The sequence below is a fragment of the Leisingera sp. ABD4_442 genome (genome assembly GCF_056160905.1).
Map to the genome: position 1 here is coordinate 14,317 of NZ_JBSWYB010000037.1, position 24,828 is coordinate 39,144.

Sequence of the window (24,828 nt, forward strand, 5' to 3'; positions counted from 1 at the left end):
CCCATTTGGGGGCATACCGGCCTGCCGCCCCCGCGGTTTAATGATCTGGCGGCCTGTGCTGCTGCGGCGGGCCGTTCTGCGGGCCCGGAACTGTGCAGCCTGCGGCCCGGGCACCCCCGGGCGGAGGCCGGGCAGACTGCAGGAAGCTGCCGGGCCGTCAGCGCCGCCGCGTGTGTTTGCGGGGGCTTCGGCTGCGGGGGAGCGCGTGCGTTTGGTAATTGGTTTCAGTTTGTTAGTGAGGGGGCATCGTGTTCATTGATGAAAGCGGCCTGGCATCCGGACGTGATCTGCAGCGGGGCGCAAAGGCGCGCTCTGCGGAGCAGGTCCGGGCCAGTATCCTGCCGGTCCGGGAGCGGCCGGGAATCAGCCCTGCGGGACTTGCAGCTATGAGGGACAGTGCTGCACGGCGGCGGCGGGCCGGACGGCGGGTGCTGTCCGGTTTCCGCCCCCGGTCGGAAGCGTTTCACCGGGTCTATAACACGGTTCTGGCGGGAGGGCTGTTTGTCCTGGCGCTGCCGGTGACGGGGCTGATTGCGCTGCTGGTGCTGCTGACCCAGGGGCGTCCGGTGTTCTACCGGGGCGTGCGTGTCGGCCAGCATGGCCGGGTGTTCGGCATCCTGAAATTCCGCACCCTGGACACCGCGGCAGCCGCCAGGCTGACCCGCGACCGGGTGCTGCCCAATGGCTCCGGCCTGGAGACGCCGCTGGGCGGCTTCCTGCGCGAGACCCGGCTGGATGAGCTGCCGCAGCTTCTGAATGTGATCGCCGGCGACATGAACATCTGCGGCCCGCGCCCGGTGCGGCCGGAGATCGCCGAGATGCAGCGCGCCGGGATCCGCAATTACGACGCCCGCTTTGCGGTCAAGCCGGGGCTGCTGGGCCCGGCCCAGGCGCTGATGGGCCATGGCACTCCCAAGGCGGTCAGGGCGCGGCTGAATGCGGCCCTGTGCCGGGCACCGGTGAGCTACCGGCGCGAGCTGGAGATGATGATCATGGTGCCGGCCTGCATGTTCGCGCGCAGCTGCGCGCTGCTGCTGGCGCGGCTGGCGGCGGCGGCGGGCCTGTCCCGGGATCCGCAGGCCGCAGGCAACCTGGCGGCCAAGGCCGGGGTCGGCGTCCAGTACCGCTGCGCGGCGGGGCGGCGGCATCAGGTGCTGCGCATCGACGACGCCCATCTGGTGCTGGCGGGCGCCTGCGCCGCCGGGCCGGGGGCGGTGATCATCACCCTGCCCAGCGGGCTCAAGCGGCGGGCCAGGGTCAAGGCGGCGTCGCGGACCCCGCTGGCGGCGGGGCAGCTGGCGCTGCGCTACAGCCCGGCCAGCGATTACGCCCACCACATTCTGGAGCGCTACCTCTACCAGCGCGTGGTGGTGCCGCATCATTCGCATTTCGTTCCCGGCCGCGCCTTCCGTGCATTGCGGCGCAAAATCGGCTATATTGCGGGCCTGCCGGGCAGTCCGAACTCACCAGAGCACCGTGCCAAGAGATGACCCTCCAGCTGGATGCGGCTCTCGGTTTCAAGCGGTGCAGGAGAAAATAGACCATGGACCCCATTACTTTCGGCATTACGGATCTGAGCGGCAACGCCTCCTTCAATCCGACAGCAATTGATTTCAGCAAGACCGGCAATCCGGTGCTGTTTGTGGCGCAGCAGGACGGCACCGTCTACCGCTACGAGATCGAGCGCCAGCTGGACGGCCCGGACCCCGATACCACCGATGAATTTGTGGTCACCGGTACGGTGCAGATCGACACGGTGCCGGATGATGTGCAGAATTTCGACGATGACGGCAGCCTGAACAGCAACAACAAGCGCCAGGTCACCGGCATGGCGGTGACCGAGGATGCGGCCGGCAATGACGTGCTGTACATTTCCTCCTCCGACTGGCGGATTGCCGTGGGCGAGGACAGCGGGCTGGACACCAACTCCGGCCAGATCCACCGGATCACCCTGGACCCGGACACCGGCGCGGTGCTGTCCAATGTGGCGGTGCTGCGCGGGCTGCCGCGCTCGGAAGAGAACCACGCCAACAACGGCATCGACCTGGCCATCGATCCGGCGACCGGCGATACCATCATGTATGTCGCCGTCGGCGGCATCACCAACAAGGGCGCGCCGGGCAACAATTTTGCCGGCACCACCGATTTTGCCTGGTCGGCGGCGATCATCAAGATCAACCTCACCGAGCTGGAATCCTATGACATCCGCACCGATGCCAACGGCAACCAGTTCATCCTCGACCTGCCGACGCTGGACGATCCGACGCGGAGCAATATCGACCTCACCACCCTGGGCATCCAGGACCTGGCGCTGGATCCGAATTTCACCCTGGATGACAACGGCAATATTGGCGGCGTGCTGCAGCCCGACTGGGCCGGCGGCAACAACGGGCTCAACCAGGCCAAGATCACCGATTACGTGCTGGCCAGCGAGGGCGGCCAGCTCAAGCTGGTGAGCAACCCGGTGGACCTGTTCGCGCCCGGCTACCGCAACCCCTATGACGTGATCGCGCTCAACTCCGGCGAGGTCTTCACCTGGGACAACGGCCCGAACGGCGGCTGGGGCGGCCAGCCGCTGTCTTATTCCGACGGCAATATCGTCAATGACTGGACCTCGGAGTTTGCCACCAACGAGTTCAACGAAAGCGGCAGCAGCGGCTTTGGCGACCAGCTGCATTACCTGGGCAATGTGACCGATCCCTATGGCACCTATGGCGGCCATGCCAGCCCGCTGCGCGCCGCCCAGGAGGCGCTGGCCGCGGCCTTCAACACCGATGGCAGCTACAAGGGCGCCACCTCTGCCGATCCGATCATTGCCGACGGGGTGCAGATCTTTGCCAATGAGGCGGATGCGCAGAATTACCTGTCCAAACTGCTGATCATCTATGAGCAGGACGGCTCCGGCACCTGGAATGACGTGACCGCCGCCACCGGCCTGCCGCCGGATCTGTTCGATGTGCTGTCGGGTTATGACTGGAGCCACCCGGGCAGTTCGATCGACAACCCGCTGAATTTCTTCGACGGCACCAGCATCATGGACGGCACGCCCTATTCGCCGGAATCCGAGCTGCTGGACGAGGATGAGGACGGCTCGCTGGTGGTGACGCCGGAATCGACCAACGGGCTGACCGAATTCACCGCCACCTATTTCGGCGGTCAGCTGCAGGGCGCCATCGTGGCGGCCAGCTTTGACGAGACGCTGTATTTCGCCATGCCTGCCGATACCGACGGCGACGGGCGCACCGACAGCGCCACCATCGTGCACAGCCAGTCGCTGGCCGGCGCCAACCCGCTGGCGCTGACGGCGCTGCCCGACCACGGGCTGTCGCCGGCCCTGATCGACAATACCGGTGATGGCATCGACGATTTCTCAGGTGTGATTGCGGTGGCCACCTATGGCGCTGACGTGATCACCTTCCTAGTGCCGGGCGGCACCCCGATCGATCCCGGCGACGACATGGATCTGGACGGGCTCAACGACATCGTCGACACCCATGTGGGCGACCCGCTGGACGGGCTGGGCGTCAATATCACCCAGGGCACCTCTGCGCGCTGGGGGTTTGAGCTGAACAACCCGTCCTCGACCCCGCCGGGCGCAGTGCCGCCGGGCAACAGCATTGCCGGCGATATCGGCATCAACGCGGCCTTCCGCGACGGCGTGCTGCCGGCCACAGATAATGGCGGCGACGAGACCCAGGGCCTGTTCAATGGCGGCGTGTTCAACCTGGGCGGCGCTTCCAGCTTTGTCAGCCTGGACGTGGCCCATGACGGCAGCGCGGTGGGCGCCTCCAACAGCCAGCAGGATGTGCTGGGCATCGGTTTCGGGGCGGCAGATGCCACCCATCTGACGATCAGCACCGAGATGGTGAATATCTTCACCTATTCGCTGAACACCGATCCGCCGGCCAAGGTCTGGAATGGCGGCGAGAAGGTCGGCCTGGTGGTCGGCCCCGGCGATCAGTCCAATTATGCCGAGGCGACGATTGCCGCGGTGGATGTGGGCGGCACCGTGCAATACGGCGTCCAGCTGCTGGTGGAAACCGGCGACAGCCCGCAGTCGGTCTTTGTGGAAATCCCGGGCATCAATGCGCCCATTATCGCGGGCCTGGGCGATCCGAACTTCCAGGTCGCCATCGACCTGAACCTCACTCCGGGGATCGAGACCGCCAGTGCGCGGGCGCGCTATGTGGATGACGGGGTCTATACCGATTGGGTGTCCACCGCCGGGCTGGTGCTGCCGCCGGATGTGGTGGCCGCGGTCAAGGGCCAGTATGACAACCTGGGCACCACCACCGGCGCCTTTGTGGGGATGCTGGCCTCGGCGCCCGACGGCGACGATTCCTTTGCCGCCTCCTGGGACTGGATCGATGTTGCCAATACCAGCCCGGTGATCGGCGCTGCACGTGTCGGCGTCAATGAAACCTCCAACAATATCAACAAGTCGACCTTTGCCGCGGATTCCTTTGAGATCACCAATACCGGCAGCAAGATCATCACCCAGGTCGAGTTCGACGTGACAAACGGCATCATTCCCGATGCGGTGTTCGACCCCTTCGGCGAGGCCGGCGACACCATCTTCAAGGGGCTGACCATCGATTCCGCTGGATCGACCGGGGTCGACACCACCCCGGATGCCTCCAATTACGTGGGCGCGGGCGGCGCGGCCGGCTATGAGGGGCTGATCGTCACCTTCGACCAGGCGGTGAACGGCGGCTTCCAGCCGGGCGAGAGCGTCAGCTTCTCGATCGACATGGATCCCAATTCGCTGCTCGGCGCCAAGAAATCGCTGCTCGATGCGGGCTCCTCGCTGGGCTGGGATGCGGGTGGCATCTCCGGGGCGGAGATCATCGCCTCGACGGTCACCGTCACCTATGACGACGGCACCACCAGCACCGGCGATCTGATCAGCGCGGGCAACAATGCCGGGTCCTATACGGTGTCGTCGCAGGCGGCCCCGGGGCTGGAGCCGGTGCTGACCGTCAACGGTGCGGGCGAGGGCGGCACCGGCACCTATGGCGCCGGCGGGCCGGCCGTGGTGCTGAGCGGCCCGGCAGGGTTCACCGCACGCATCACCCTGGCCAAGGGCTTTATCCAGCCGGTGACCAATGAGTTCCACAACGGCAACAGCGAAGACCAGGCCTATGCGCCGCAGCTGGATGCCCAGCTGGCCGCGCTGGCGGCCTCGGACTTCCCGGCCAACAATATCGTCGAGTTCCAGACCATCGACGTGCTGCTGGACGGCTCGAACCAGGACATCTCGGCGATGTTCGATTTCTCCGGCGTGGCGGATTACGACTTTGCCGGCGAGGATGAGCTGCCGCTGGCCTTTACCGCCGCGATCATCAATCCGGCGGACGGCGATGCGCCGCTGGGCCCGGCGACGCAGCCGGTGTTCCTGACCTTCGACTCCGGCGCCGGCGATACCGCGCCGCCGGTGGTGCAATCCTCCTCGGCGCCGGATATCGGCGCGGGCCAGGCGGGCGCCGCCACGACAGATATCACTGTCACCTATGCGGATAACGCGGCGATCGACATCGCCAGCCTGGATACCGGCGACATCAGCGTCACCGGCCCGGGCGGGGCGCTGACGGTGAGCGGCTTCAGCGTCGATATCGGCACCAACGGCAGCCCGCGGGTGGTGACCTATACGGTGGATGCGCCGGGCGGCAGCTGGGACGCGGCCGACGATGGCAGCTACACGGTGGCGCTGCTGGCCGGCGAGGTCGAGGACACCAGCGGCAATGCCGCGGCGGCTGATCCGGCGATGGACAGCTTTACGGTGGATCTCTCCAGCCCGCCGCCGGATCCGTTCCGGGTCGAGGCCGAGAGCATGACCATTGTCAGCGGCTTTGCCGTCAGGAACAACAGCCAGGCCTCGGCCGGCCAGTACCTGCAGGCCATAGGCAGCGGCGAACAGCGCGCCTCCTATACCTTCATGGCGGCGGCCGGCACCTATGACCTGACCATCGGCCATTTCGACGAAAGCGACGGCCAGTCGCAGATGAGCGTGCTGCTGAACGGCATCGAGATCGACAATTTCATCTGGAACCAGGACGCCGGCAGCCATATCGCCAACCAGACGTCCTTTGCCGAACACACGGTCAGCGGCGTCAGCCTCAGCTCCGGCGATGTGATCGAGCTGTCCGGCTTCAAGGACGGCAAGGAGCCGCTGCGCACCGACTTCATCGACTTTGTCTTTACCGGGGCGGGCGGCGGCGGCGATACCACCGCACCCTTCGTGCAGTCCTCCTCGGCGCCGGACATCGGCCCGGCCGGGGCCGGCACTGCAACAACGGATATCCTGGTCACCTATGCGGACAATGTGGCGGTGGACCTGACCACCATCGACACCGGCGACATCAGCGTCACCGGCCCGGGCGGCGCGCTGACGGTGAGCGGCTTCAGCGTCGACATCGGCAGCAACGGCAGCCCGCGCACGGTGACCTATACGGTGGATGCCCCCGGCGGCAGCTGGGATGCGGCGGATGAGGGCGTCTATACGGTGGCGCTGCTGGCCGGCGAGGTCGAGGACCCCAGCGGCAATTTTGCTGCTGCCGATCCCGCGCTGAACAGCTTTACCGTAGATCTGTCGGCGCCGCCGCCAGCCTCGTTCCGCGAGGAGGCGGAAGGCTTTACCATCCTCAGCGGCTTCAACATCAAAAACAACAACCAGGCCTCCGGCAATCAGTACCTGCAGGCGGGCGGCAGCGGCGAGCAGCGCGCCTCCTATACCTTTGCGGCGGCAGCGGGCACCTATGATCTGCAGATCGGCCATTTCGACGAAAGCGACGGCCAGTCGCAGATGAGCGTGCTGCTGAACAGTGTCGAGATCGACACTTTCATCTGGAACCAGGATGCCGGCGATGCGATCGCCAACCAGACCTCCTTTGCGGTGCATGAGATCGCTGATGTGGCGCTCAGCTCCGGCGATGTGATCGAGATTGTGGGCACCAAGAATGGTGGCGAACCGCTGCGGACGGACTACATCGATTTCGTGTTCAATGACGAGCCGATTGCCTGATGCCTGTGTAGCCGGAACGGTTGCAAGGCGCGTCCGGCCGCGGCCCTCAGGAGGAGAGCAGATGCGGGACGCGGCAGAGGCTGAGATTGGGGCGGCTGAGACTGGGGCGGCTGGGACTGGGACGGGGGCGGATGCTGCCGCGCAGTACCGGGCGCTGTTTGTGACGCTGGGCTCTTTTTCGCACATCAACACGCAGCTGCTGGCCGCGCTGCAGTCGCAATGCCCGGATGTAGAGTTTGAAACCTTCAGCCTGTCCGGGCAGATGCGCGGGGATTACCCGGCGCTGCTGCGCTGCGGGCTGGGGGCGCTGCGCGAATACGGGCTGCGGGGCATGGGGGCGCGGGCCCGGCTGCGCTACCGGCTGTTCCGCAACCAGGCCTATATCCGCTGGGCGGCGGGGCTGGTGCAGCAGCGGTTCGCAGGCCGCGGCTTTGATTTCACGGTGCAGACCCAGTCGATGTTTTCCGCGGCGCTGCCGGGCTGCCCGAATTTTGTCTATACCGACCACGCCGCCCGCGCCCGGCTGGCGGATGAGGATCAGGACGGCACCGGCCAGCCCTCCGCCGCCTGGCTGGATTGCGAGCGCGCCATCTATGAAGAGGCCGCGCATGTCTTTACCTTCGGGCCGAAGATCCGCGATTTCCTGACCGGCAGCTATGGCATTGCGCCGGGCAAGGTCTCGGCGATCGGGGCCGGCGCCTCGGTGCGGCCCGCCCAGCCGCCGCAGACCGCGCCGGAGCGCTATGGGCGCCGCAATATCCTGTTTGTCGGTGTCGAATGGGACCGCAAGGGCGGGCCCGAGCTGGCAAAGGCATTTGCCCGGCTGCGCCAGCGGCTGCCGGATGCCACGCTGACCATCATCGGCTGCACGCCGGACATCCATCTGGAGGGCTGCCGGGTGCTGGGGCGGCTGCCGCTGGAGGCGCTGGAGGCGCATTTCCATGAGGCGTCCTGTTTCTGCATGCCGTCGCGGGTCGAGCCCTTCGGGGTGGTCTTCCTGGAAGCGATGCAATTCGGGCTGCCGGTGGTCTCCACCACCGCGGGCGATATCGGCGCCATTGTCCGCGACGGCGAGACCGGCCGGCTGGCGGCGCCGCGCGACAGTGCTGGGCTGGAACAGGCGCTGTATGAAGTGCTGGCGGACCCGGGCACCTGCCGCAGCATGGGGCTGGCGGCGCTGGAGCGGGGCCGCCAGTTCACCTGGGAGGCGGTGGCGCGCCGGATTGCCGCCCATGCGCCGGGGGCTGCAAGCCGCCCGGCGGCGCAGGAGCTGGCCTGGTGAGCCTGCGGCTGCTCTACATCATCGACAGCCTGCGGGTGGGCGGCGCGGAGACGCTGCTCTTGGACCTGCTGGATGCGGCGCAGGCGCGCGGCGACCGCGCCCATGTCGCCTATTTCACGCCGGGCCCGCTGGCGCCGGAGGTGGCGCGCCGCGGGGTCGGGGCCACCCGGCTCAGCCGGGCGGGCTTGCGCGATCCGCGGGCGGTGCTGCGGGCGCTGCGGCTGATCCGGGACTGGGACCCGGATATCGTCCACACCCATCTGGTCAAAAGCGACCTGGCCGGGCAGCTGGCGGCCCGCCTGGCGCGCCGCCGCCGCATCATCACCCTGCACAATACCGATCCTTGGCGCCGCAATGCGGTCCTGTCGCGGATCTACCGGCTGATCACCGGCGGCGCCGATGCCTGTATCGCGGTGGCAGAGAATGTCGCCGAACATGCGGCCCGTTGCGGCAGCTATGACGGGGCGCGCATCGAGGTGGTGCGCAATGGCGTCGACCTCGGCCGTTTTGCAGCGGGCGGGGTCCCGGCGATGGATCTGTCCGGCTTCGGGGTGCCAAAGGATGCGGTGGTGATTGCCAAGATCGGCCGCTTCACCGTGCAGAAGGACCACGGCAATTTCCTGCAGGCCGCGGCGCTGCTGGCACAGCGCCAGCCGCGGGCGCATTTCCTGATCACCGGCGATGGCGAGCTGGCAGAACAGATCCGCGATCAGGCGCGCCGCCTGGGGCTGGGCCCGGACCGGCTGAGCTTTACCGGCAATCTGCGCGATATGCCGGCGCTGCTGGCGGCCATTGATATCTTCATGCTGGCCTCGAAATGGGAGGGCCTGCCAATGGTCCTGCTGGAGGCGATGGCGATGGGGCTGCCGGTGGTCTCCACCGCGGTCGGCGGGGTGCCGGGCCTGATCGAGGACGGCCGGAACGGGCTGCTGGCGCCGCCCTCCGATCCGGTGGCGCTGGCGGCGGCGGCAGAGCGGCTGATCCTGGACCCGGCTGCCGGGCGCGCCCTAGGGGCGGCCGGGCTGGAAACGGTGCGGGCGCGGTTTTCCGGCGCCGCCATGCTGAAGCGGATCTGGGCGCTCTATGGGGGACCGGCAGCGGACTTTGCAGGCAACCGGCATAGATTAGATGAAGGTTAGATGAAGGACGGGGCTGACGGAGGCTGGCACATGCGGGCATTGTTTCAGAGGTTTGCGGGCGGGCTGGCCGCCCTGGCGGCGGCGGCAGCGATGGCTTTGACCCTGGCTGCGGGGGCGGCGGCAGCAGAGAATTACATCATCGGCCCGGGCGACAAGCTGAGCATTTCCATCTTTGGCCGTGATGAGTTTTCCAGGATCACCGAAGTGCGCGGCGACGGCAGCATCCGGATCCACCTGCTGGGCCGGATCGAGGCGGCGGGCAAGACCCTGGCGGATGTCGAGGCGCAGATCATGCAGCGCGCGGGCGACCGGTTCGACGGCGCGGTGTCGGTGGTGGCGGGCATTGCCGAATACCGGCCGGTCTTTGTGCTGGGCAATGTCCAGGCCCCGGGCTCTTACCCTTATGCGCCCGGGATGACGGTGATCAAGGCGATTGCCCTGGCTGGCGGCTATGAGCGGGCCAATGCGGAAACCACCGATGAGCGGGTGATCCTGGAGGCGCAGCGGCGCGCGGTCGAGGCGCAGATCCGGCTGCGCTTTGCCGAGGATGAGCAGCGCGCCATTGCCGCGGAACTGAAGCGGATGCAGGCCGCGGATCCAGAGGCCGCAGCGGCTCCGGACGGGGGGGCGGGCGCCAACCCGGACCAGGCAGAGCTTTACCGGATGGGGCGGGTCATTCTGGACGAGGCGATTTCCGGCTTCCGCCGCAAGGAGGCGCTGGCCAAGGCGGAGACCAGCTATTACGCGCAGCGCCGCGAGATCATCGCCCGCCAGCTGCAGACCATCGAACAGCAGCTGGCCGACATCAACGAGCTGGTGGCCCAGGGCCTGTCCCGGCGCGAGCCGCTGATCGACCTGCAGGTCGATGTGGACAATTACCGCTCCGACGAGCTGGAAACCCTGGCCTTTGCCGCCCGGGCCGAGCAGACCGGCGCCAATGCCGCCAGCGAGATCGGCGTTGCGCTGAGCCGCTACCAGCGCGACCTGCTGCGCGACAAGATCGAGGCCGATCAGAAGGTGGCGCTGCTGCGCTCCAATCTCAATACGGCGCTGGAATACCTGCGCTCTGCCGCGCCATCGGTGGCGCTGTCGGTCGGCGAAGAGATGGTGGCGGTGTTCGAGATCTACCGCGGCGGCCCCGGCACCGCGCCGGAGCGGGTGGAGCTGACCAGCCCGCTGCGCCCCGATGATGTTCTGAGCGTTTCCTTTCAGGGCAGCGGCGGCTGATCCGCCCGCAAACAGGCCTTACCAGCCGAAGCTGCGGCCGAGATAGGCCTCCAGCCTGTCATTATAGGGGCGGTAGAAGGCGCGCAGCCGGGCCGCGGTTTCCGGCTTCATCCGGGGATAGCCGCGGCTTTCGGTCCGGGTTTTTTGATAGCTGAATCTATGATCGCGCAGGCCGAGAAAGCCGCTGGCCACCTGCTGCAGCAGCGCCGGGGGATCAGCAAAGTAATCGGCGCTGTCCAGCACCAGCAGCTGTTCTGGCGGAAACACGGCGTGCCAGCGCCGGATCTGTTCCACATAGATGCCGCGCAACAGCCCCAGCGGTGTGTGTTCGGCGGATCCGGCCCGGGACATCAGGCCGCTGAACACCTCCTGGGTGACATCGCGCCCCTCCAGCAGCCGGAAATCCCGTTCCAGCCAGTCCTCAAAGGACATCCCCGTCATGCCGCCGCGGCTGTTGTACTGATGCGCCGAATAGGCGCGCGCGGCGGGATCGCGCAGCAGCATGATGAATTTGCACTGCGGCATGCGGCGGCGGATCAGCTCCGGCAGCTGCGGGAACAGGCAGTAGGAGGGGCTGGCCTCGCCGGTGATGCCGCCCTCCGGCAGCTCCTGCGTGCGCGGGAAATGGGCCCGGTACCAGCTGAGCGGCGGCAGCGGGCTGCGGTCGAAATAATGCACTTCCTTGGTCCAGGCGGCGCCGATCTGCGGATGGGCGGCCAGGTTCTTGTAAAAGGAGGTGGTGCCCGCCTTATGGGCGCCGATGACGATAAAGGCGGGCAGCGGCCGGTCCGGATCGCGCAGGCTGCGCAGCTGCAGCTGCAGGCTGCGGGCCAGGGTATAGGCGGGGCTGCGGCGCAGCCGCCGCCGGGTCTTGTCCATCAGGGTCACCGGGCACCGCCTTTCCGGCCCGGGGCTGGCGGTAATTCAGGCGGGATTGCCGGCGGCCGCTCCGGGATGGCGCCCTGGGCTGGGGCTGGGTCTGGATCCGGGGCCGGTGCCGGGGCGGTGCCGGTGTAGATCCCGATGAGCCGGGCAACCCAGGCCTCAACCCCGTACTGGCCGGCGGCGCGCGCCTGGGCAGCCTGGCCTGCGCGCTGCCGGGCGGCGGGGTCGCGCAGCAGCGCAGCCGCGGCTTCGGCAAGGGCCTGGGGCTGGCCGGGGGGCACCACCGGCAATCCGGTGCCCTCCAGGATCCTGCGGTTGTCGCCTGCGTCAGTCATCACGCAGGGCAGCCCGTTTGCCATCGCCTCCAGCAGCGACACCGGCGCGCCCTCCCAATGGGAGGCGCTGATGAAGACATCAGCGGCCGCCAGCAGGGCGGGAATATCCCGGCGCAGGCCAAGGAACTGCAGGCTGCCGGCGATACCCAGTTCCTGCGCCTGCTGCTGCAGCCGGGCCAGGCGTTGCGGCTCCGGCGCATTGCCGGCAATCAGCAGCAGCGCATCGGGCACCTCCTGCAGCACCCGGGCAAAGGCCGTGAGCATGTCGCCATAGGCCTTCTGGCCGATGATGGCCCCCACCGCCAGGAGCACCGGGCGGTCCTGCACGCCAAGGCCCGCGCGGGCTGCAGCGCGGGTGCCGGGCGGCGCCGTTGCTTCTGGCGCCACTGCATTGGGCACCACCAGGCAGCGGCGCCCGCCGGTATCCGCCAGCGCCGCCTCGGCCACCGCCTGGCCGACGGCAATCCGGGTGGTCCGCGCCATCCGCAGCACCCGCCGGTAGAGAAAGCTGCGGACCCGGCTGACCCGGGCAGTGCTGGCCTTGACGTTATGGATGGTGGCGGCAAAGGGGATCCCCAGCAGCGCCGCCGCCAGCCCGCCCACCACGGTAGAGGTGATCAGATGGGCATGCACATAGGCGATCCGCCGCGCCCTGAGCGCCGCCAGCACCCGCAGGAAGCGGCGCGGATCGACCAGGCTTTTGCCCGGCAGGCAGACCACATCGGCGCCCGAGCGTGCCAGCTCTTCGTGGAAGGGGGTGCCGCCGCGGCTCAGGACGATCACGGTCAGCGCGGTATCCGGACGCTGCTGCACCGCCTGGGCAAAACTCACCACCAGGCGCTCGGCGCCGCCGGTCACCAGCGTGTCGACGATATAGGCGAGCCTGAGCGGCGCGTCCCTGGTTGTTTCCGCCATTGTCTGCTCCCCCGCTGAAATCTGCCCTGCGCTCTGCCCTGCCGTCCGCCGCCTGCCCTAGAGAACCATTCCGCCGCCCGGCGGCTTGCGCCGGAAGCCTGCGTTGCGGCCCTGCGCAGCCTGGGCCTGCCCGGGGGGCTGAGGCCCGGGAACCGGCCGCGCCGGTGCTTCTGCGGCCGGGCTGGCCGGGCCGGCGGCTGCGGGTCCGGGATTGCGCAGCAGCGCGCCAATCCCCGCCACCGACAGCCCTGCCAGCAGCGACACCACCCCCGAGAGCGCCAGCTGCACCTCCAGCGATGCGGAGCTGGGCCGCAGGGGGGAGACCGCGGCCTCGATCACGCGGACATTGCCCTCGGCATCCGAGCCGCTGAGGGCCTCGCTGTCGCGCAGGCGCAGCTTCAGCCCGGCAATCCGTTCCGCCTGCTGCGCCCGCAGCTCATTCAGCGGTCGCAGCGCAGGCATCAGCTTGGACAGATGCTCCATCTTCTTCCGGTTGGTGATCATCGCGCGCTCGATATAGCTGATCCGGGCCAGCTCCTCCTGGATCTCAATATCGGCAGCCAGCAGCCGGTCCTCCATGCCGAGGCGCTTTTCATACAGCGCGCGGCGGGCCTCAAGTGCTGCCAGCGTGGTGCGCGAGTCCCGCAAAAGCCGGGCCAGGTTGGCCTGATCCTCCGAGGTTTTTTCCAGATCGGTTGCGATGAACAGCGGGTCCAGCCCGCCCAGCAGTTCCGAGATCTGCTTGTTGATTTCGCTTTCCTGGCCGGCGGCGGCAGCCAGGCGCACCTGCAGCTGCGCGGTTTCCCGCGCCGCATAGAGCGCGCGGCGGCGCTCCAGGAAAGAGGTTGTCAGCGTGTTGGTCAGCTCGGCGGCGATATCCGGATCCCAGTGCCGGACCGCCACCTTGACCACATAGGAGCCGGTGATCAGCTCCACGGTGGTGGCGGCCTGAAACCACAGCACCGCCTGGCGGGCGGCGTCCTCATCCCCTTCCGGCAGGCCGGGATAGACCCGGCCGATCCCCACCGCCTCCAGGGCGCTGCGGCTCAGCTCCGGATTGTCGAGCAGCAGCATCTCGGCGTTGACCACCCCCTGGAAATCGCCGGGGTTGGGTGCCTTGACGCCGCTGCCTGCGGCATCGGGCACATAGATGTATTCCCGCCCCAGCGCGAACAGGATCAGCGAGCGCGCCTGATAGATCTCCGGCTTCTGCAGCACGTAATACGCGAGCACGGGAAAGACGCATATGACAACGGCAATCGTGACTTTGACAAATTTCCAGGACACGCCCAAAGGATGGTACAATTCCCTGCTCCCAAACGTAAAATTCTCTTACCCCTACCGTCCGCCCGGCCCCGCGGCAGGCCGGCTGCCCGGCAGGAAAACAGCGGTTTCCGCGTGCCTTTGGCGCCGGGCGACTTACTATCTAGCGTCCTGAGGCCCAGTATCTAGCGGCCGTTGGGGCGGACAGGATTTGCCGGCGGTGAAGGACCCGCGGCAGGACGGCGGAGGGCATGCAGATTTTTTCCGGGCCTCTTTTCCTTGTGGGCAGCCCGCGCAGCGGCACCAAGCTGCTGCGCAGCCTGCTGAACCGGAACTCCGGCATCAGCCTGTGCGACCCGGAAACCCATTTCATTCCCTATCTGTTCCAGCGCCACGGCGGCGACCCGGCCAGGTTCGATGCGGATCTCGACCGGCTGTTTGCCGATTTCGACAGCACCCCGTTTCAGATCTACCGCCGCACCACCGGGCGGCGGGTGATGACCCGGGCGGATTTCGCCCGGCTGGAGGCGGCGCCGGACTGGAGCGCGGCCTTTGAGATCATCCTGCGCTTCTATGGCGAGGGCGAGGCGCCGGACACGGGCATCTGGGGCGACAAGACACCGTCTTATGTGCTGGAGATGGCGCTGCTCAAGCGGATCTTCCCGGCAGCGCGCTTTGTGCATATCATCCGAGACCCGCGCGATGTGGCGCTGTCGGCACGCCGCGCCTGGGGCCACAACCCGCTGCGCACGGCGGCCAAATGGGCGCAGGGGCTGGCGGCGGCGCGGCGCAGCGCGGCGCAGCTGGGCGCCGATTACCTGGAAGTGTTCTATGAGCAGCTGCTGGCCGCCCCGGAGCCGGAGCTGCGGCGGATTTCCGGCTTTCTCGGCCAGGTCTATGAACCCGGCATGACGCAGCTGGCGGCCCCATCCGAGAACATCGGCGCCGCCAAGGGCAAGCTTTATGTCGATGCGGCCAATGCCTGCAAATACCGCCAGGAGCTGCCGCGGCGGCTGCAGAAGCGGATCGAGGAAATTGTCTGGGGCGCGGCGCAGCAGACGCCCTACATCATGGAATACGCCCGCGGCCCCAGGCCGCTGCCGCGGCGGGCGCGGGCCTGCCTGGCCCTGGCGGACGGGGCCAAATCCTTTGTGCATAAGATCCGCAGAAAAGGCATCGTGAATGGGATCAGGATCACTATCGGCAACCGGCTGCAGAAGCGGCGCAGCCATTAGGCGGCGGCGCTGATGGTGCGCCGCGGCGCCATTCTGGCGGCGGCCAGGAATGCGGGCATCGGGCTGCTGCTGGCGATGGCGGCGATGGCGGTCGGGGATTCCTCGCCGGCCAAGCTGACCGCCCTGGTGCTGTTTGCGCTGCTGTGCCTGCTGGTGCTGCGCTATCCGCTGGCGGCGCTGTCGCTGCTGATCATCATGATCACCGCAAACCTGTCGCCCAATCTGATCCAGGGCTTCGGGGCGCCTTCGGTGGCGAAACTGGCGGCGCCGGGGCTGGTGGCGCTGCTGGCCGCCCGCTGGATGCTGTGGGGCGACCGCCCCTATATCTGCTGGCTGGCGCTGTGGCTGCTGGCGGGACTGCTGGCGCTCAAGCTGTTCGGCGCGGTCTATGCCCCGGACTGGGGCAAGACGCTGAAGGACACGGGTGATTTCATCAAGGATGCCATCGTGGCCGTTCTGGCGCTGGCCTTCATGGGATACCGCAAGGGGTTTGAGACCGTCACCCTGTCAGCGGTGCTGACAGTGGCGGCGGTCTGCGGTTTGGGGCTCTTGCAGGTGGCAGGGTTTGATCTGCCGGGGGCGTTTGCACTGTTTGCCCGCTTCGGGGAATACAACGGCCGCTTTGCCGGGCCGATCGAGGATGAGAATTTCTTTGCCGTCGTCGTGGTCTTCTGCATCCCGCTGGCGCTGGCCCAAATGCTGGAGGCGCGGGGCAGCCTGGCCCGGCTGTTCTGGGGGCTGTCCGCCAGCCTGCTCTTGTTCGGGCTGCTGGCCACCCAGTCGCGCGGCGGCCTGCTGGCGCTTTGCATCGGCCTGGCGATCCTGTTCCTGCAGCTTAGCCGCCGCCAGAAGCTGGCCGCCGTTGCCGCTTTTGGCGCGGTGGTGCTGGCGGGGTCCTTCTTTGTCGGCGAAGCGGCCTTTGAGCGGCTTGCGACCCTGGCCGACCTGGTCGGCCAGGACCGGGTCGACAAGAGCACCGAGGGCCGGCTGGGCAGCTGGGCGGTGGCGGCGGAGATCTTCAAGACCTACCCCTGGCTGGGGGTCGGAGCCGGCAATTTCAACCTGCTCTATCAGGACTATGCGCTGGAGCTGGGGCTGATCTTCCGCGGCGAGGGCCGTTCCACCCACAGCCTCTATCTGGAAGTGCTGACAGAGCAGGGGCTGCTGGGGCTGATCTATTTCCTGGCGATGCTGGCCTGTGCCGCAGGCGGCATCCTATCGGCCTGCCGCCAGGCGCGGGCCGCGGGGGATAGCCGGCTGGCGCATCATCTTGCGGCGTTTGGCGCCGGGCTGACGGGCTATCTGGCGGGCATGGCGCTGCTGCATGACGCCTATCCGCGGTTCCTGTGGATCGTGATCGTGCTTGGGATCGAAGCCGGGCGCATCACCCGGCAGCGGCTGGCGGCGGCGCCCGGCCAGCCTGCCCGGCCCGGCAGGGCCGGGCCGCTGCTGCTGACCCCGCAGATGCGGGCCGGGCAGGCTGGATCAGGCCGGCCCGGCGCTGTCTGAGCCATAGCCGAGCCGCTGCATCAGCGGCCCGCAGCGGGTGCCGATTTCACGCTTCAGCGCTTCGGGCATGCGGGCCCGGGCCGCGGCATTGACGTCGCCGCGCAGATGCCGGGCGGCAGTGGCGGTATCATAGAAGGCATCCACCTTGCGCATGCCCACGACCTGGCCGCGGCTGTCCAGCTTGCGGGTCTTGTCCTGCAGGCAGAAGCCGGTGACTGCCGCCGGATCCAGCCCGCACCAGCCGTAGACCCTGGCGCTGGCGGCCAGGATATCGGCAATGATGTCCTCGAACCGCAGCAAGAGAACCGGGAAGCCGCTGCTGTGCAGCTCCAGCAGCTCCTGCGCCACATACTGATAAAGCGGCAGCACCCGTTCCGGCGGCATGCCGCGGGAGATCATGCTTTCGCAGACGCCGACCGCATCGCGGGTGATGCCGATAAAGCGGGCGCCGGGGTAGATCCGCAGCAGGCTGCGGGCCAGCCCGACGTTGAAGTTGACCAGTTTCACCACCATCCGCGGCGCCCCCGCGGGCTGCGCCGGGGCAAAGCCCTGGGCCGCCATGGCGGCCCGGAACCGGGCCACCTCTGCCGCATTGCGCGCGGTGGCCTGCGCCAGCTGGGCGGCAATCCAGCGCTGCAGGCCCGCGGGCATATCCGCCTGCCGGCCGCGCGGCGGCTTATGCGGGCTGAGCACATCGCCATGGCGCAGCAGCACCGGCAGATAGCGGCAGGCCTGGCGTGAAAACGCCGCCGGATCGGTGATGGCTTTCCATTTCGGCCGCAGCACCTCATGCAGTTCGCCGTCCGGCCAGACCGTATCGGGATGCGAGCGCAGAATGTTCAGCAGCTGGTTGGTGCCGCCGCGCTGCAGGCCAAGGATGAAGACCGGCGCGCCCTCCGCTGCCGTCCCTGCCGCCCCCGTTGCCGCGGTCATCCGCGCTGGCCCCGGCCGGGCGCCAGCATGGCGCCGGGATCTGCCGCCTGCGGCGTGGCGGGCAGCGGGGAGGCGCCGCACAGCCCCCCATAGGCTTCCAGCAGCCGCTCTGCGGTCAGCCGGATATCGAGCTGGCGGGCGGCGGTCTGCGCCGCTGCCGCGCCCAGGGTCCGGCGCTGCTGCGGGTCCTGCGCCAGGGCGGTCAGCACCGCCGCCAGCGCCTCTGCATCCTCCGGCGGGAACAGCCGCCCGTTTTCCCGGTCCCGGATCACATCCTCGGTGCCGCCGACCTTGGAGGCCGCCACCGCCAGCCCGGAGGCGCAGGCCTCCAGCAGCGCGTTGGACAGCCCCTCCCGGGCCGAGGGCAGCACAAAAACGTCAGCGGCGCGCAGATAAGAGGGCATATCCTCCACATGGCCCAGCAGCTGCACCCCCTCCTGCGCCAGCAGATGCGGCGGCACGCTGTCGGCATCGCCGGCATTGGCATCATGGCCCGGCGCCGTCTGCCGGTTGGCGCCGGCGATCAGCAGCCGCGCCTGCGGGCAGCGCGCCGCCACCGCAGGCCAGGCCTCCAGCAGCAGCGGCAGCTGCTTCTGCCGGGCAATGCGGCCTGCAAACAGGAACAGGATGCCCTCCGGCAGGCCGAGGCGCTGGCGCAGCGCCGCTTTCTCTGCCGGGGTGGCGCAGGGGCGGAAGCGTCCGGTGTCCACCCCGTTCGGGATCTGCAGGATCTGCTGCGGCGGAATGCCGAAGCTTTGCAGCTCTTCGCTGATTTCGCGGCTGACCGCGACAAAGCGGCTGACCCGGCGCGCCATTGCCGCCCGGCGCAGGCTGCCGCCCGCCTTCCGGAAAACCGAGGTGATCTCGCCGCCGCACATCGGCTTGACCAGCAGCGGCCGGCCGGTCAGCGCGCTGGCGGCCAGCCCGGCCAACGCCGGGCTGAAGGCCGAATGGCAGTGGATCACATCCGGGGCATAGGCGCGGATGGCGCGCGCGGCACCGGCCAGGAAGCGGGCCGCGGCCACCGGCTTGGGGCCGCTGCAGCGCACCCGCTGCACCTCGATGCCGTTGATGGTTTCCAGCGCCGGCAGGCCCGGGTAGCGGCGGGTGATGATGCGCAGCTGATGGCCCTTGCCGCGCATCAGCCCGGCCAGCTGCGCCAGCTGCTTCTCGGCGCCCCCCACCACCGGATGGTAGGAGGAAATCACCATGCAGATCCGCAGGGCGCCCTGCCGCGGCGCCGCAGCGGGCGGGGCAGCGGGCGAAGCGGCGGGGGCGCCCGCAGAGCCGGGGGCCGGATCCGGCACAGCGGCGGCACCCGGGCCGCCGGCAGGGCGGGCGGCGGCAGGGCGTCCCGAAGCCTGCACCTCCTCCTCCAGCAGTTCCTCCCATTCGCGGACCATGCGGCGGCGGTCGAACAGGTCCAGCACCCGCTGCCGCGCTGCCCGGGAGCAGGCCTGCCGGAACTCCGGGTCTGCCAGCATCCGGTCCAGCGCCGCGGCCATAGCTGCAGGATCGCCGGGCGCCACCAGCAGGCCGCTTTCGCCGTGGGCAATCGCCTCGGAACAGCCGTCCACCGTGGTGGAGACCGGCGCGCAGCCGCAGGCCATCGCCTCCAGCAGGGTCAGCGGCAGCCCTTCCCAGAGCGAGCTCATGGCAAAGACGTCCATCGCCTGGAACGCATGCGCCGGATCGTTCTGCCAGGGCAGCAGCCGCACGTTGCCGGGCAGGGCGCCTGCCGCCAGCTGCTGCTCCACCGCCGCCTGCAGGCTGCCTTCGCCGGCGATGACAAACTGCGCTTCGGGATGGCGCGGCGCCACTGTGCGCAGCGCCGCCAGATAGTCGAGCGGCGCCTTCTGCGGCTCCAGCCGGCCGAGCCAGCCCGCCACCGGGCGCGCCGGGTCCAGCCCGAATTCCGCAGCCGCCGCGGCCCGGCACCCGCGCGGCTGGAACCGGGCGGTGTCGATGCCGGTCCGGATCACCCGGACGGCTTCGGGTTTCACCACCCGCCGGGCCAGGGTCTCGCGCCGGGCATGTTCGGTGATCGCCACCAGCCGGCCGCCAAAGCGGCCCGCCAGATGCTCCAGCCCCCAGTAAAGCGGCGCCTTGCCGCCCTGCACCCGGCGCAGGAACGGCATCGAGGCCTGCCGGTAGATTGCCGGAATCCCCAGGATCCGCCCCGCAGCGCGGCCCAGGAAGCCCGCCTTGCTGCCGTGGCACAGCAGCAGATCCGCCTGGCGGCTGCGCGCCGTCTTCAGCACATGGCGCAGCACCCGCAGATCGCCGCCCGGGCTGATCCGGTAGCGCGCCATGGCAAAGGGCTCTGCGCTGAGGCCTGCGGATTGCAGCCCCGCGGCATAGGCCTCTGCATTGTCGGACAGGCAGATGGTGTGGGAGCTGAACCGGCCGGGATCCAGCGCGGCCAGCAGCATCCTGTTGTAAAACGCGATGCCGCCGGTCGCCTTGGTCAGCGCCAGAATCCGGATTTTTGCCATGCCCCCACCCTCAAAAACCATTCACCGGCGGCACCCCGCGCGCGCCGTACCAATACTGATTCCACGGCCGGCCAGTGGAAGGCTGAGCGGCCCCGGCAGGCCGCAAAATTGTGCTTTTCGCACATCTGGCCTGGTCTTCTACGTATAGATGTAGCGGATTTTAGCAGAAAATCGTCCTCCGTTGGCGTGAATTCGCTTATATTTTCCCCGAAAACCGCTCCAAACGGCAAAACTGGCAAGGTTCCGCCCGCCGCGCGGCAGATTTCGCGGGTGCGGCGTTTGGATTTCAGGGGAGCCGCGTATACGAGGCTGGCGGCCGCAGCGCACCGGGGCTGATCCCTGAGCGCGCCGGGCGGCTGAGACCCGAGGCCCGCGGGCAGCAAGACCTGCGGCAAAAGCGACGGCCAGGAGGCCCCGGCGGAACTTTCCGCCGAGATCGAGAGAAGGAAACTAGATGAGCGAGACTCTTTCGCAGGCCGATCTGGCCTTTGAAGGCGCGCAGGGATTTGGCGCCGAAACAGATGGCGGCCGCGGCGGCGAGATCGTCAAAGTCACCACTTTGGCGGATTCCGGCAAGGGATCGCTCCGCTGGGCGCTGGAAGAACTGGACGGGCCGCGGATCGTGGTCTTTGACGTCAGCGGCGAGATCAACCTGAAAGATGCCGTCAAGGTGAACGGCGATGTCACCGTGGCCGGCCAGACCTCGCCCGGCGGTGTCACCGTGACCGGCGCCAAGCTGCGGGTGGTGGAAAGCGACGTGATCATCCGCGGGCTGCAGTTCCGCCCCGGCGACGGCGCGGGGGATGCCGCAGACAACCGCGACGGCATTTCGATCGGCAGCAGCAGCGAGACCGTGAAGAACGTGGTGATCGACGGCAACTCCTTCACCTGGTCGGTGGATGAGCTGGTCACCGTCTGGTACGGCTCCCAGAACGTCTCCATCACCAACAATATCATGGCGGAAGCGCTGCAAAGCTCGATCCACCCCAAGGGCGACCATTCGATGGGCCTGCTGGTGGGCGACGGCAGCTCCAATGTCACCATCGCCGGCAACCTGCTGGCGCATAACGAATTCCGCAATGCCACCGTCAAGGATGACGCCAAGCAGATCGAATTCATCAACAACGTCATCTACAACTATGGCCCTCACGGCTTCCTGGGCCATGAGGGCACCACCGCCCATATCATCGGCAATGCCTATATTGCCGGGGCGGATTCCGCCGGCCGCGCCGCGATCCAGCTGAAATCGCCGGAAAGCGGCACCGCTTATTACCTGGAGGACAACATCGCCGAGGTGGATGGCGGTGCCACCGATAAGATCAAGAACAGCTATGTGTTCGAGCCGAGCAATGTCACCGTGCTGCCCTCCTCCAAAGTGGTGGACCACGTGCTGAGCAATGCCGGCGCGCGCTATCCGGAGCTGAACTCGGTGGATGAGCGGATCATCCAGTCGGTGAAGGACGGCACCGGCCGCATCATCGACTCCCCCGATGAGGTCGGCGGCTACGACTTTGCCAAAAACACCCCGGCTCCCAGCGACCGCGATGGCGACGGCGTGCCGGACAGCTATGAGGAGCTGTTTGGCACCAACCCGGACAAGTTCGACGCCCATGCCGACAGCGATGGCAACGGCGTGTCCAACATCGAGGATTACATCAACCGGCTGGTCGACGGCTTTGGCCAGGTGGCCCCGGATGACGGCGATGATGATGGCGATGACGGCGGCAGCACCGGTGGCAACACGGGCGGCAGCACTGGCGGCAGCGGCAGCACCGGCGGTGGCGCGGATGGCGAAAGCATCCGCCTGGAGGCCGAGGATTTCACCGCGGCGGACGGCTTCTTTGCGAATTCGGTCAAGGCGGCGTCGGGCGGCAAGGTGCTGCAGGTCCAGGGCCAGAGCAGCGGCGAAGCTTCCGCGGTCTTTGACGGCGCCAGCGGCACCTACGACCTGACCGTCGGCTATTTCGACGAGGCCGACGGCAATGCCAGCCTTTCCGTTCTGGTCAACGGCCAGGAGGTCGACAGCTGGCAGTGGAAGCAGGATCTGGGCTCGAACCTGGCCGATGGCTTCACCCAGACCCAGCGGGTGATCGAAGGTGTGGACATCAGCGATGGCGACACCATCATCCTGGCGGGCAGCGGCGACGGCAAGGAACCCCTGCGGATCGATTACGTCGACCTGCAGCTGGCCTCTGCCGGGACCGGCGGCGGCGGGGAAACGCAGCCGGGCGGCGGCAGCGGCCAGCCGGTGCTCAAGATCGAAGCCGAGGATATGGACCTGGAGCAGGGCTTCCGGATCAAGGGCAACACCAATGCCTCCGGCGGCCAGGTGATCCAGGCCGGCAAGGGCAAGGATGCAAAGGCCTCCACCGTCTTCGACGGCGGCGCCGGTGTCTATGACATTGCCATCGACTATTTCGACGAGGCGGACGGGGCCAGCTTCCTGGAGGTCATCGTTGGCGGCAAGACCGTCGACAGCTGGACCTGGGACGAGGAGACCGAGCAGGCGCTGGCCGCGCCGGACAGCCTGGCGCAGCGCCTGATCCAGGACGTCCGGATCGAGGCCGGCGATGCCATCGTGCTGCAGGGCTACGGCAATGGCGGCGAGCCGCTGCGCATCGACAGCATCGAGCTGTTCGCCGACACGCTGCTGGCCTGATCCAGGCGGCAGCTGCCAAGACTGAAGGCAGGCGCGGCCAGCGCCTGCCTTTTTGTATTGTGCGGATGCCCCGGGCGGGGCCGGGTGGTTTGGGTCCTGACCCTACTTCAGCAGGCCTTCGAGATAGGCGCCATAGGCGTTTTTGGCGAATTTCTCTGCCCGCGCCTTCAGCTGCGCAGCATCAATCCAGCCCTGCTCATAGGCAATCTCCTCGGGACAGCCGGTCTGCAGCCCCTGGCGCTCCTGCAGGGTGCGCACGAAATTGCCCGCATCCAAGAGCGAGCCATGGGTGCCGGTGTCCAGCCAGGCATAGCCGCGGCCCATGGTCTCGACCCTGAGCGCACCTTCGTTCAGGTAGCTTTGCAAGAGATCGGTGATCTCCAGCTCGCCGCGGGCGGAGGGTTTCACGGCCCGCGCCCGCTGCGGTGCTGAGCCGTCCAGGAAATACAGGCCGGTCACCGCATAGTTCGAGGGCGGCACCGGGGGTTTCTCGATGATTTCCTGCGCGGTGCCATCGCTGCCAAAGGCCACCACGCCATACCGCTCCGGGTCGGCCACGTGATAGCCAAAAACAGTGCCGCCGGCCTCCTGGCGGTCCGCGGCGGCCAGCAGTTTCGGCAAGCCATGGCCAAAGAAGACATTGTCGCCCAGGACCAGCGCCGAAGGGCTGCCCGCCAGGAAGTCCTCGGCCAGGATGAAGGCCTGCGCCAGCCCGTCGGGAGAAGGCTGCACCACGTATGTGAGTTCAATCCCCCATTGGCTGCCATCGCCCAGCAAGCGGATGAACTGCTCCTGGTCCTGCGGCGTGGTGATCACGCAGATCTCGCGGATCCCTGCCAGCATCAGCACCGACAGCGGATAATAGATCATCGGCTTGTCATAGAGCGGCAAGAGCTGCTTGGAGACTGCCATGGTGATCGGATAGAGCCGGGTGCCGGAGCCGCCTGCCAGGATAATGCCTTTGCGGCCGGAAACATGTCCTGCGCCGGGCTTGCCGTCTGTCATGAGAGCTCTCCCAAATCCTTCAGAATATCCATGAGCCCCAGCCGCCAGTCCGGCTGCGGGATGCCAAAAACAGTGTCTAATGCGGTGCAATCGAGCCTTGAGTTCAAGGGCCGCGCCGCGGGCGTCGGATAGGCAGTGGTGGGAATGCCCTCCACGTCGCAATCTACCCTTGCGCGGGCAAAGATCTCCCGCGCGAAATCCGCCCAGATAGCCTGGGGCTGCCCGGCAAAATGATAGGTGCCGGATTTGTCCGGATCCTCCGCCAGCTGCCGCGCGATCTCCAGGCAGGCCGCCGCAATATCCCGCGCCGGGGTCGGGGCGCCGGTCTGATCGGCGACGATGGTGAGACGGTCCCGTTCCTTGCCCAGACGCAGCATGGTCTTGACGAAATTATTGCCGTGGGCCGAGACCACCCAGGAGGTGCGCAGGATGGCATGGGCGCCGCCCGCCGCGCGCACCATCTCCTCGCCCTTGAGCTTGGAGCGGCCATAGGCATTCAGAGGCGCGGTGGCATCGCCCGGCTGCCAGGGCGTATTGCCGCTGCCGTCAAAGACGTAATCGGTGGAGACGGTGACAAAGGGAATGCCGGTTTCCGCACAGGCTGCCGCCATCGCGCCGGGGGCGGCGGCGTTGATCACGGTTGCCAGCGCCTCTTCCTCCTCCGCCTTGTCGACGGCGGTATAGGCAGCGGCGTTGATCACGGCGGCAGGCGCATGGGCGCGGATGGCCGCGGCGCAGGCCGCCGGATCAGACAGATCCGCCTGATCGCGGCCCAGGCAGGTAACGTCTCCCTGCGCCGCCAGTTCGCGGGCCAACTGGCCGGTTTTGCCAAAAACAAGGATGGTCATACCCGCTCCCTTTGCCTCTCGCGCCCCGCCCCCAGGCGGGATTCTCCTTCATCTGGCCAAAAATATCCCCGTCCCGC

At 67.8% G+C, this 24,828-nt stretch carries 15 protein-coding genes; 8 read left to right on the forward strand and 7 right to left on the reverse strand.

What is annotated here, in order from left to right; translation table 11 throughout:
• Nucleotides 1–386: 386 nt before the first annotated feature.
• The 5 genes from ACXAHG_RS19835 (at nt 387) to ACXAHG_RS19855 (ending at nt 10,669) form a co-directional block, all read left to right on the forward strand.
• On the forward strand, nt 387–1,490 hold the full coding sequence (locus ACXAHG_RS19835; RefSeq protein ID WP_475060095.1) for a sugar transferase: 1,104 nt from the start codon (nt 387–389) through the stop codon (nt 1,488–1,490).
• A gap of 53 nt (nt 1,491–1,543) precedes the next feature.
• Nucleotides 1,544–7,021 carry a hypothetical protein gene (locus ACXAHG_RS19840; protein ID WP_475060097.1) on the forward strand — a complete coding sequence of 1,826 codons (5,478 nt, stop codon included), beginning with the start codon at nt 1,544–1,546 and terminating at the stop codon, nt 7,019–7,021.
• A gap of 61 nt (nt 7,022–7,082) precedes the next feature.
• On the forward strand, nt 7,083–8,303 hold the full coding sequence (locus tag ACXAHG_RS19845; protein WP_475060099.1) for a glycosyltransferase family 4 protein: 1,221 nt from the start codon (nt 7,083–7,085) through the stop codon (nt 8,301–8,303).
• Entirely contained in the window at nt 8,300–9,442 is a 1,143-nt protein-coding gene (locus tag ACXAHG_RS19850; RefSeq protein ID WP_475045626.1) for a glycosyltransferase, read from the forward strand. The genes ACXAHG_RS19845 and ACXAHG_RS19850 overlap by 4 nt, the downstream gene beginning before the upstream one ends.
• Nucleotides 9,443–10,669, forward strand: coding sequence for a polysaccharide biosynthesis/export family protein (locus ACXAHG_RS19855; RefSeq protein WP_475045627.1), 1,227 nt, complete (start codon nt 9,443–9,445; stop codon nt 10,667–10,669).
• 18 nt (nt 10,670–10,687) lie between these two features.
• On the opposite strand, the gene ACXAHG_RS19860 is transcribed toward ACXAHG_RS19855, so the two are convergent.
• Genes ACXAHG_RS19860 through ACXAHG_RS19870 form a run of 3 tightly spaced genes read right to left on the reverse strand, consistent with a single transcriptional unit; the run spans nt 10,688 to nt 14,109 of the window.
• Nucleotides 10,688–11,548 (reverse strand): sulfotransferase domain-containing protein, encoded by an 861-nt coding sequence (locus ACXAHG_RS19860; RefSeq protein WP_475060121.1) that lies wholly within the window; start codon nt 11,546–11,548, stop codon nt 10,688–10,690.
• A 5-nt stretch (nt 11,549–11,553) separates the two neighbouring features.
• A complete protein-coding gene (locus tag ACXAHG_RS19865; protein ID WP_475045630.1) occupies nt 11,554–12,804 on the reverse strand; it encodes a glycosyltransferase in 1,251 nt (416 codons plus the stop codon).
• Nucleotides 12,805–12,861: 57 nt separating this feature from the next.
• Nucleotides 12,862–14,109, reverse strand: a complete 1,248-nt coding sequence (locus ACXAHG_RS19870) for a GumC domain-containing protein (RefSeq protein ID WP_475060102.1) — start codon at nt 14,107–14,109, stop codon at nt 12,862–12,864.
• Between the two features lie 209 nt (nt 14,110–14,318).
• Between ACXAHG_RS19870 and ACXAHG_RS19875 the strand changes: the two genes are divergently transcribed.
• Together ACXAHG_RS19875 and ACXAHG_RS19880 are read left to right on the forward strand one after the other, a co-directional pair.
• A complete protein-coding gene (locus ACXAHG_RS19875) occupies nt 14,319–15,302 on the forward strand; it encodes a sulfotransferase family protein (RefSeq protein WP_475045632.1) in 984 nt (327 codons plus the stop codon).
• 12 nt (nt 15,303–15,314) lie between these two features.
• Nucleotides 15,315–16,811, forward strand: coding sequence for an O-antigen ligase family protein (locus ACXAHG_RS19880; RefSeq protein ID WP_475060104.1), 1,497 nt, complete (start codon nt 15,315–15,317; stop codon nt 16,809–16,811).
• On the opposite strand, the gene ACXAHG_RS19885 is transcribed toward ACXAHG_RS19880, so the two are convergent.
• Complete coding sequence (locus ACXAHG_RS19885; protein WP_475045636.1) at nt 16,788–17,744, reverse strand: sulfotransferase family protein; 957 nt, start codon at nt 17,742–17,744, stop codon at nt 16,788–16,790. The genes ACXAHG_RS19880 and ACXAHG_RS19885 overlap by 24 nt on opposite strands.
• Entirely contained in the window at nt 17,741–20,239 is a 2,499-nt protein-coding gene (locus ACXAHG_RS19890; protein WP_475060106.1) for a glycosyltransferase, read from the reverse strand. The genes ACXAHG_RS19885 and ACXAHG_RS19890 overlap by 4 nt, the downstream gene beginning before the upstream one ends.
• 454 nt (nt 20,240–20,693) lie before the next feature.
• Between ACXAHG_RS19890 and ACXAHG_RS19895 the strand changes: the two genes are divergently transcribed.
• Nucleotides 20,694–22,898 (forward strand): hypothetical protein, encoded by a 2,205-nt coding sequence (locus ACXAHG_RS19895; protein WP_475045640.1) that lies wholly within the window; start codon nt 20,694–20,696, stop codon nt 22,896–22,898.
• A 102-nt stretch (nt 22,899–23,000) separates the two neighbouring features.
• Here ACXAHG_RS19895 and rfbA read toward each other — a convergent pair whose 3' ends face one another.
• On the reverse strand, nt 23,001–23,903 hold the full coding sequence (gene rfbA / locus ACXAHG_RS19900; RefSeq protein ID WP_475060109.1) for a glucose-1-phosphate thymidylyltransferase RfbA: 903 nt from the start codon (nt 23,901–23,903) through the stop codon (nt 23,001–23,003).
• Complete coding sequence (gene rfbD, locus ACXAHG_RS19905) at nt 23,900–24,751, reverse strand: dTDP-4-dehydrorhamnose reductase (RefSeq protein ID WP_475060111.1); 852 nt, start codon at nt 24,749–24,751, stop codon at nt 23,900–23,902. The genes rfbA and rfbD overlap by 4 nt, the downstream gene beginning before the upstream one ends.
• Nucleotides 24,752–24,828: the final 77 nt, after the last annotated feature.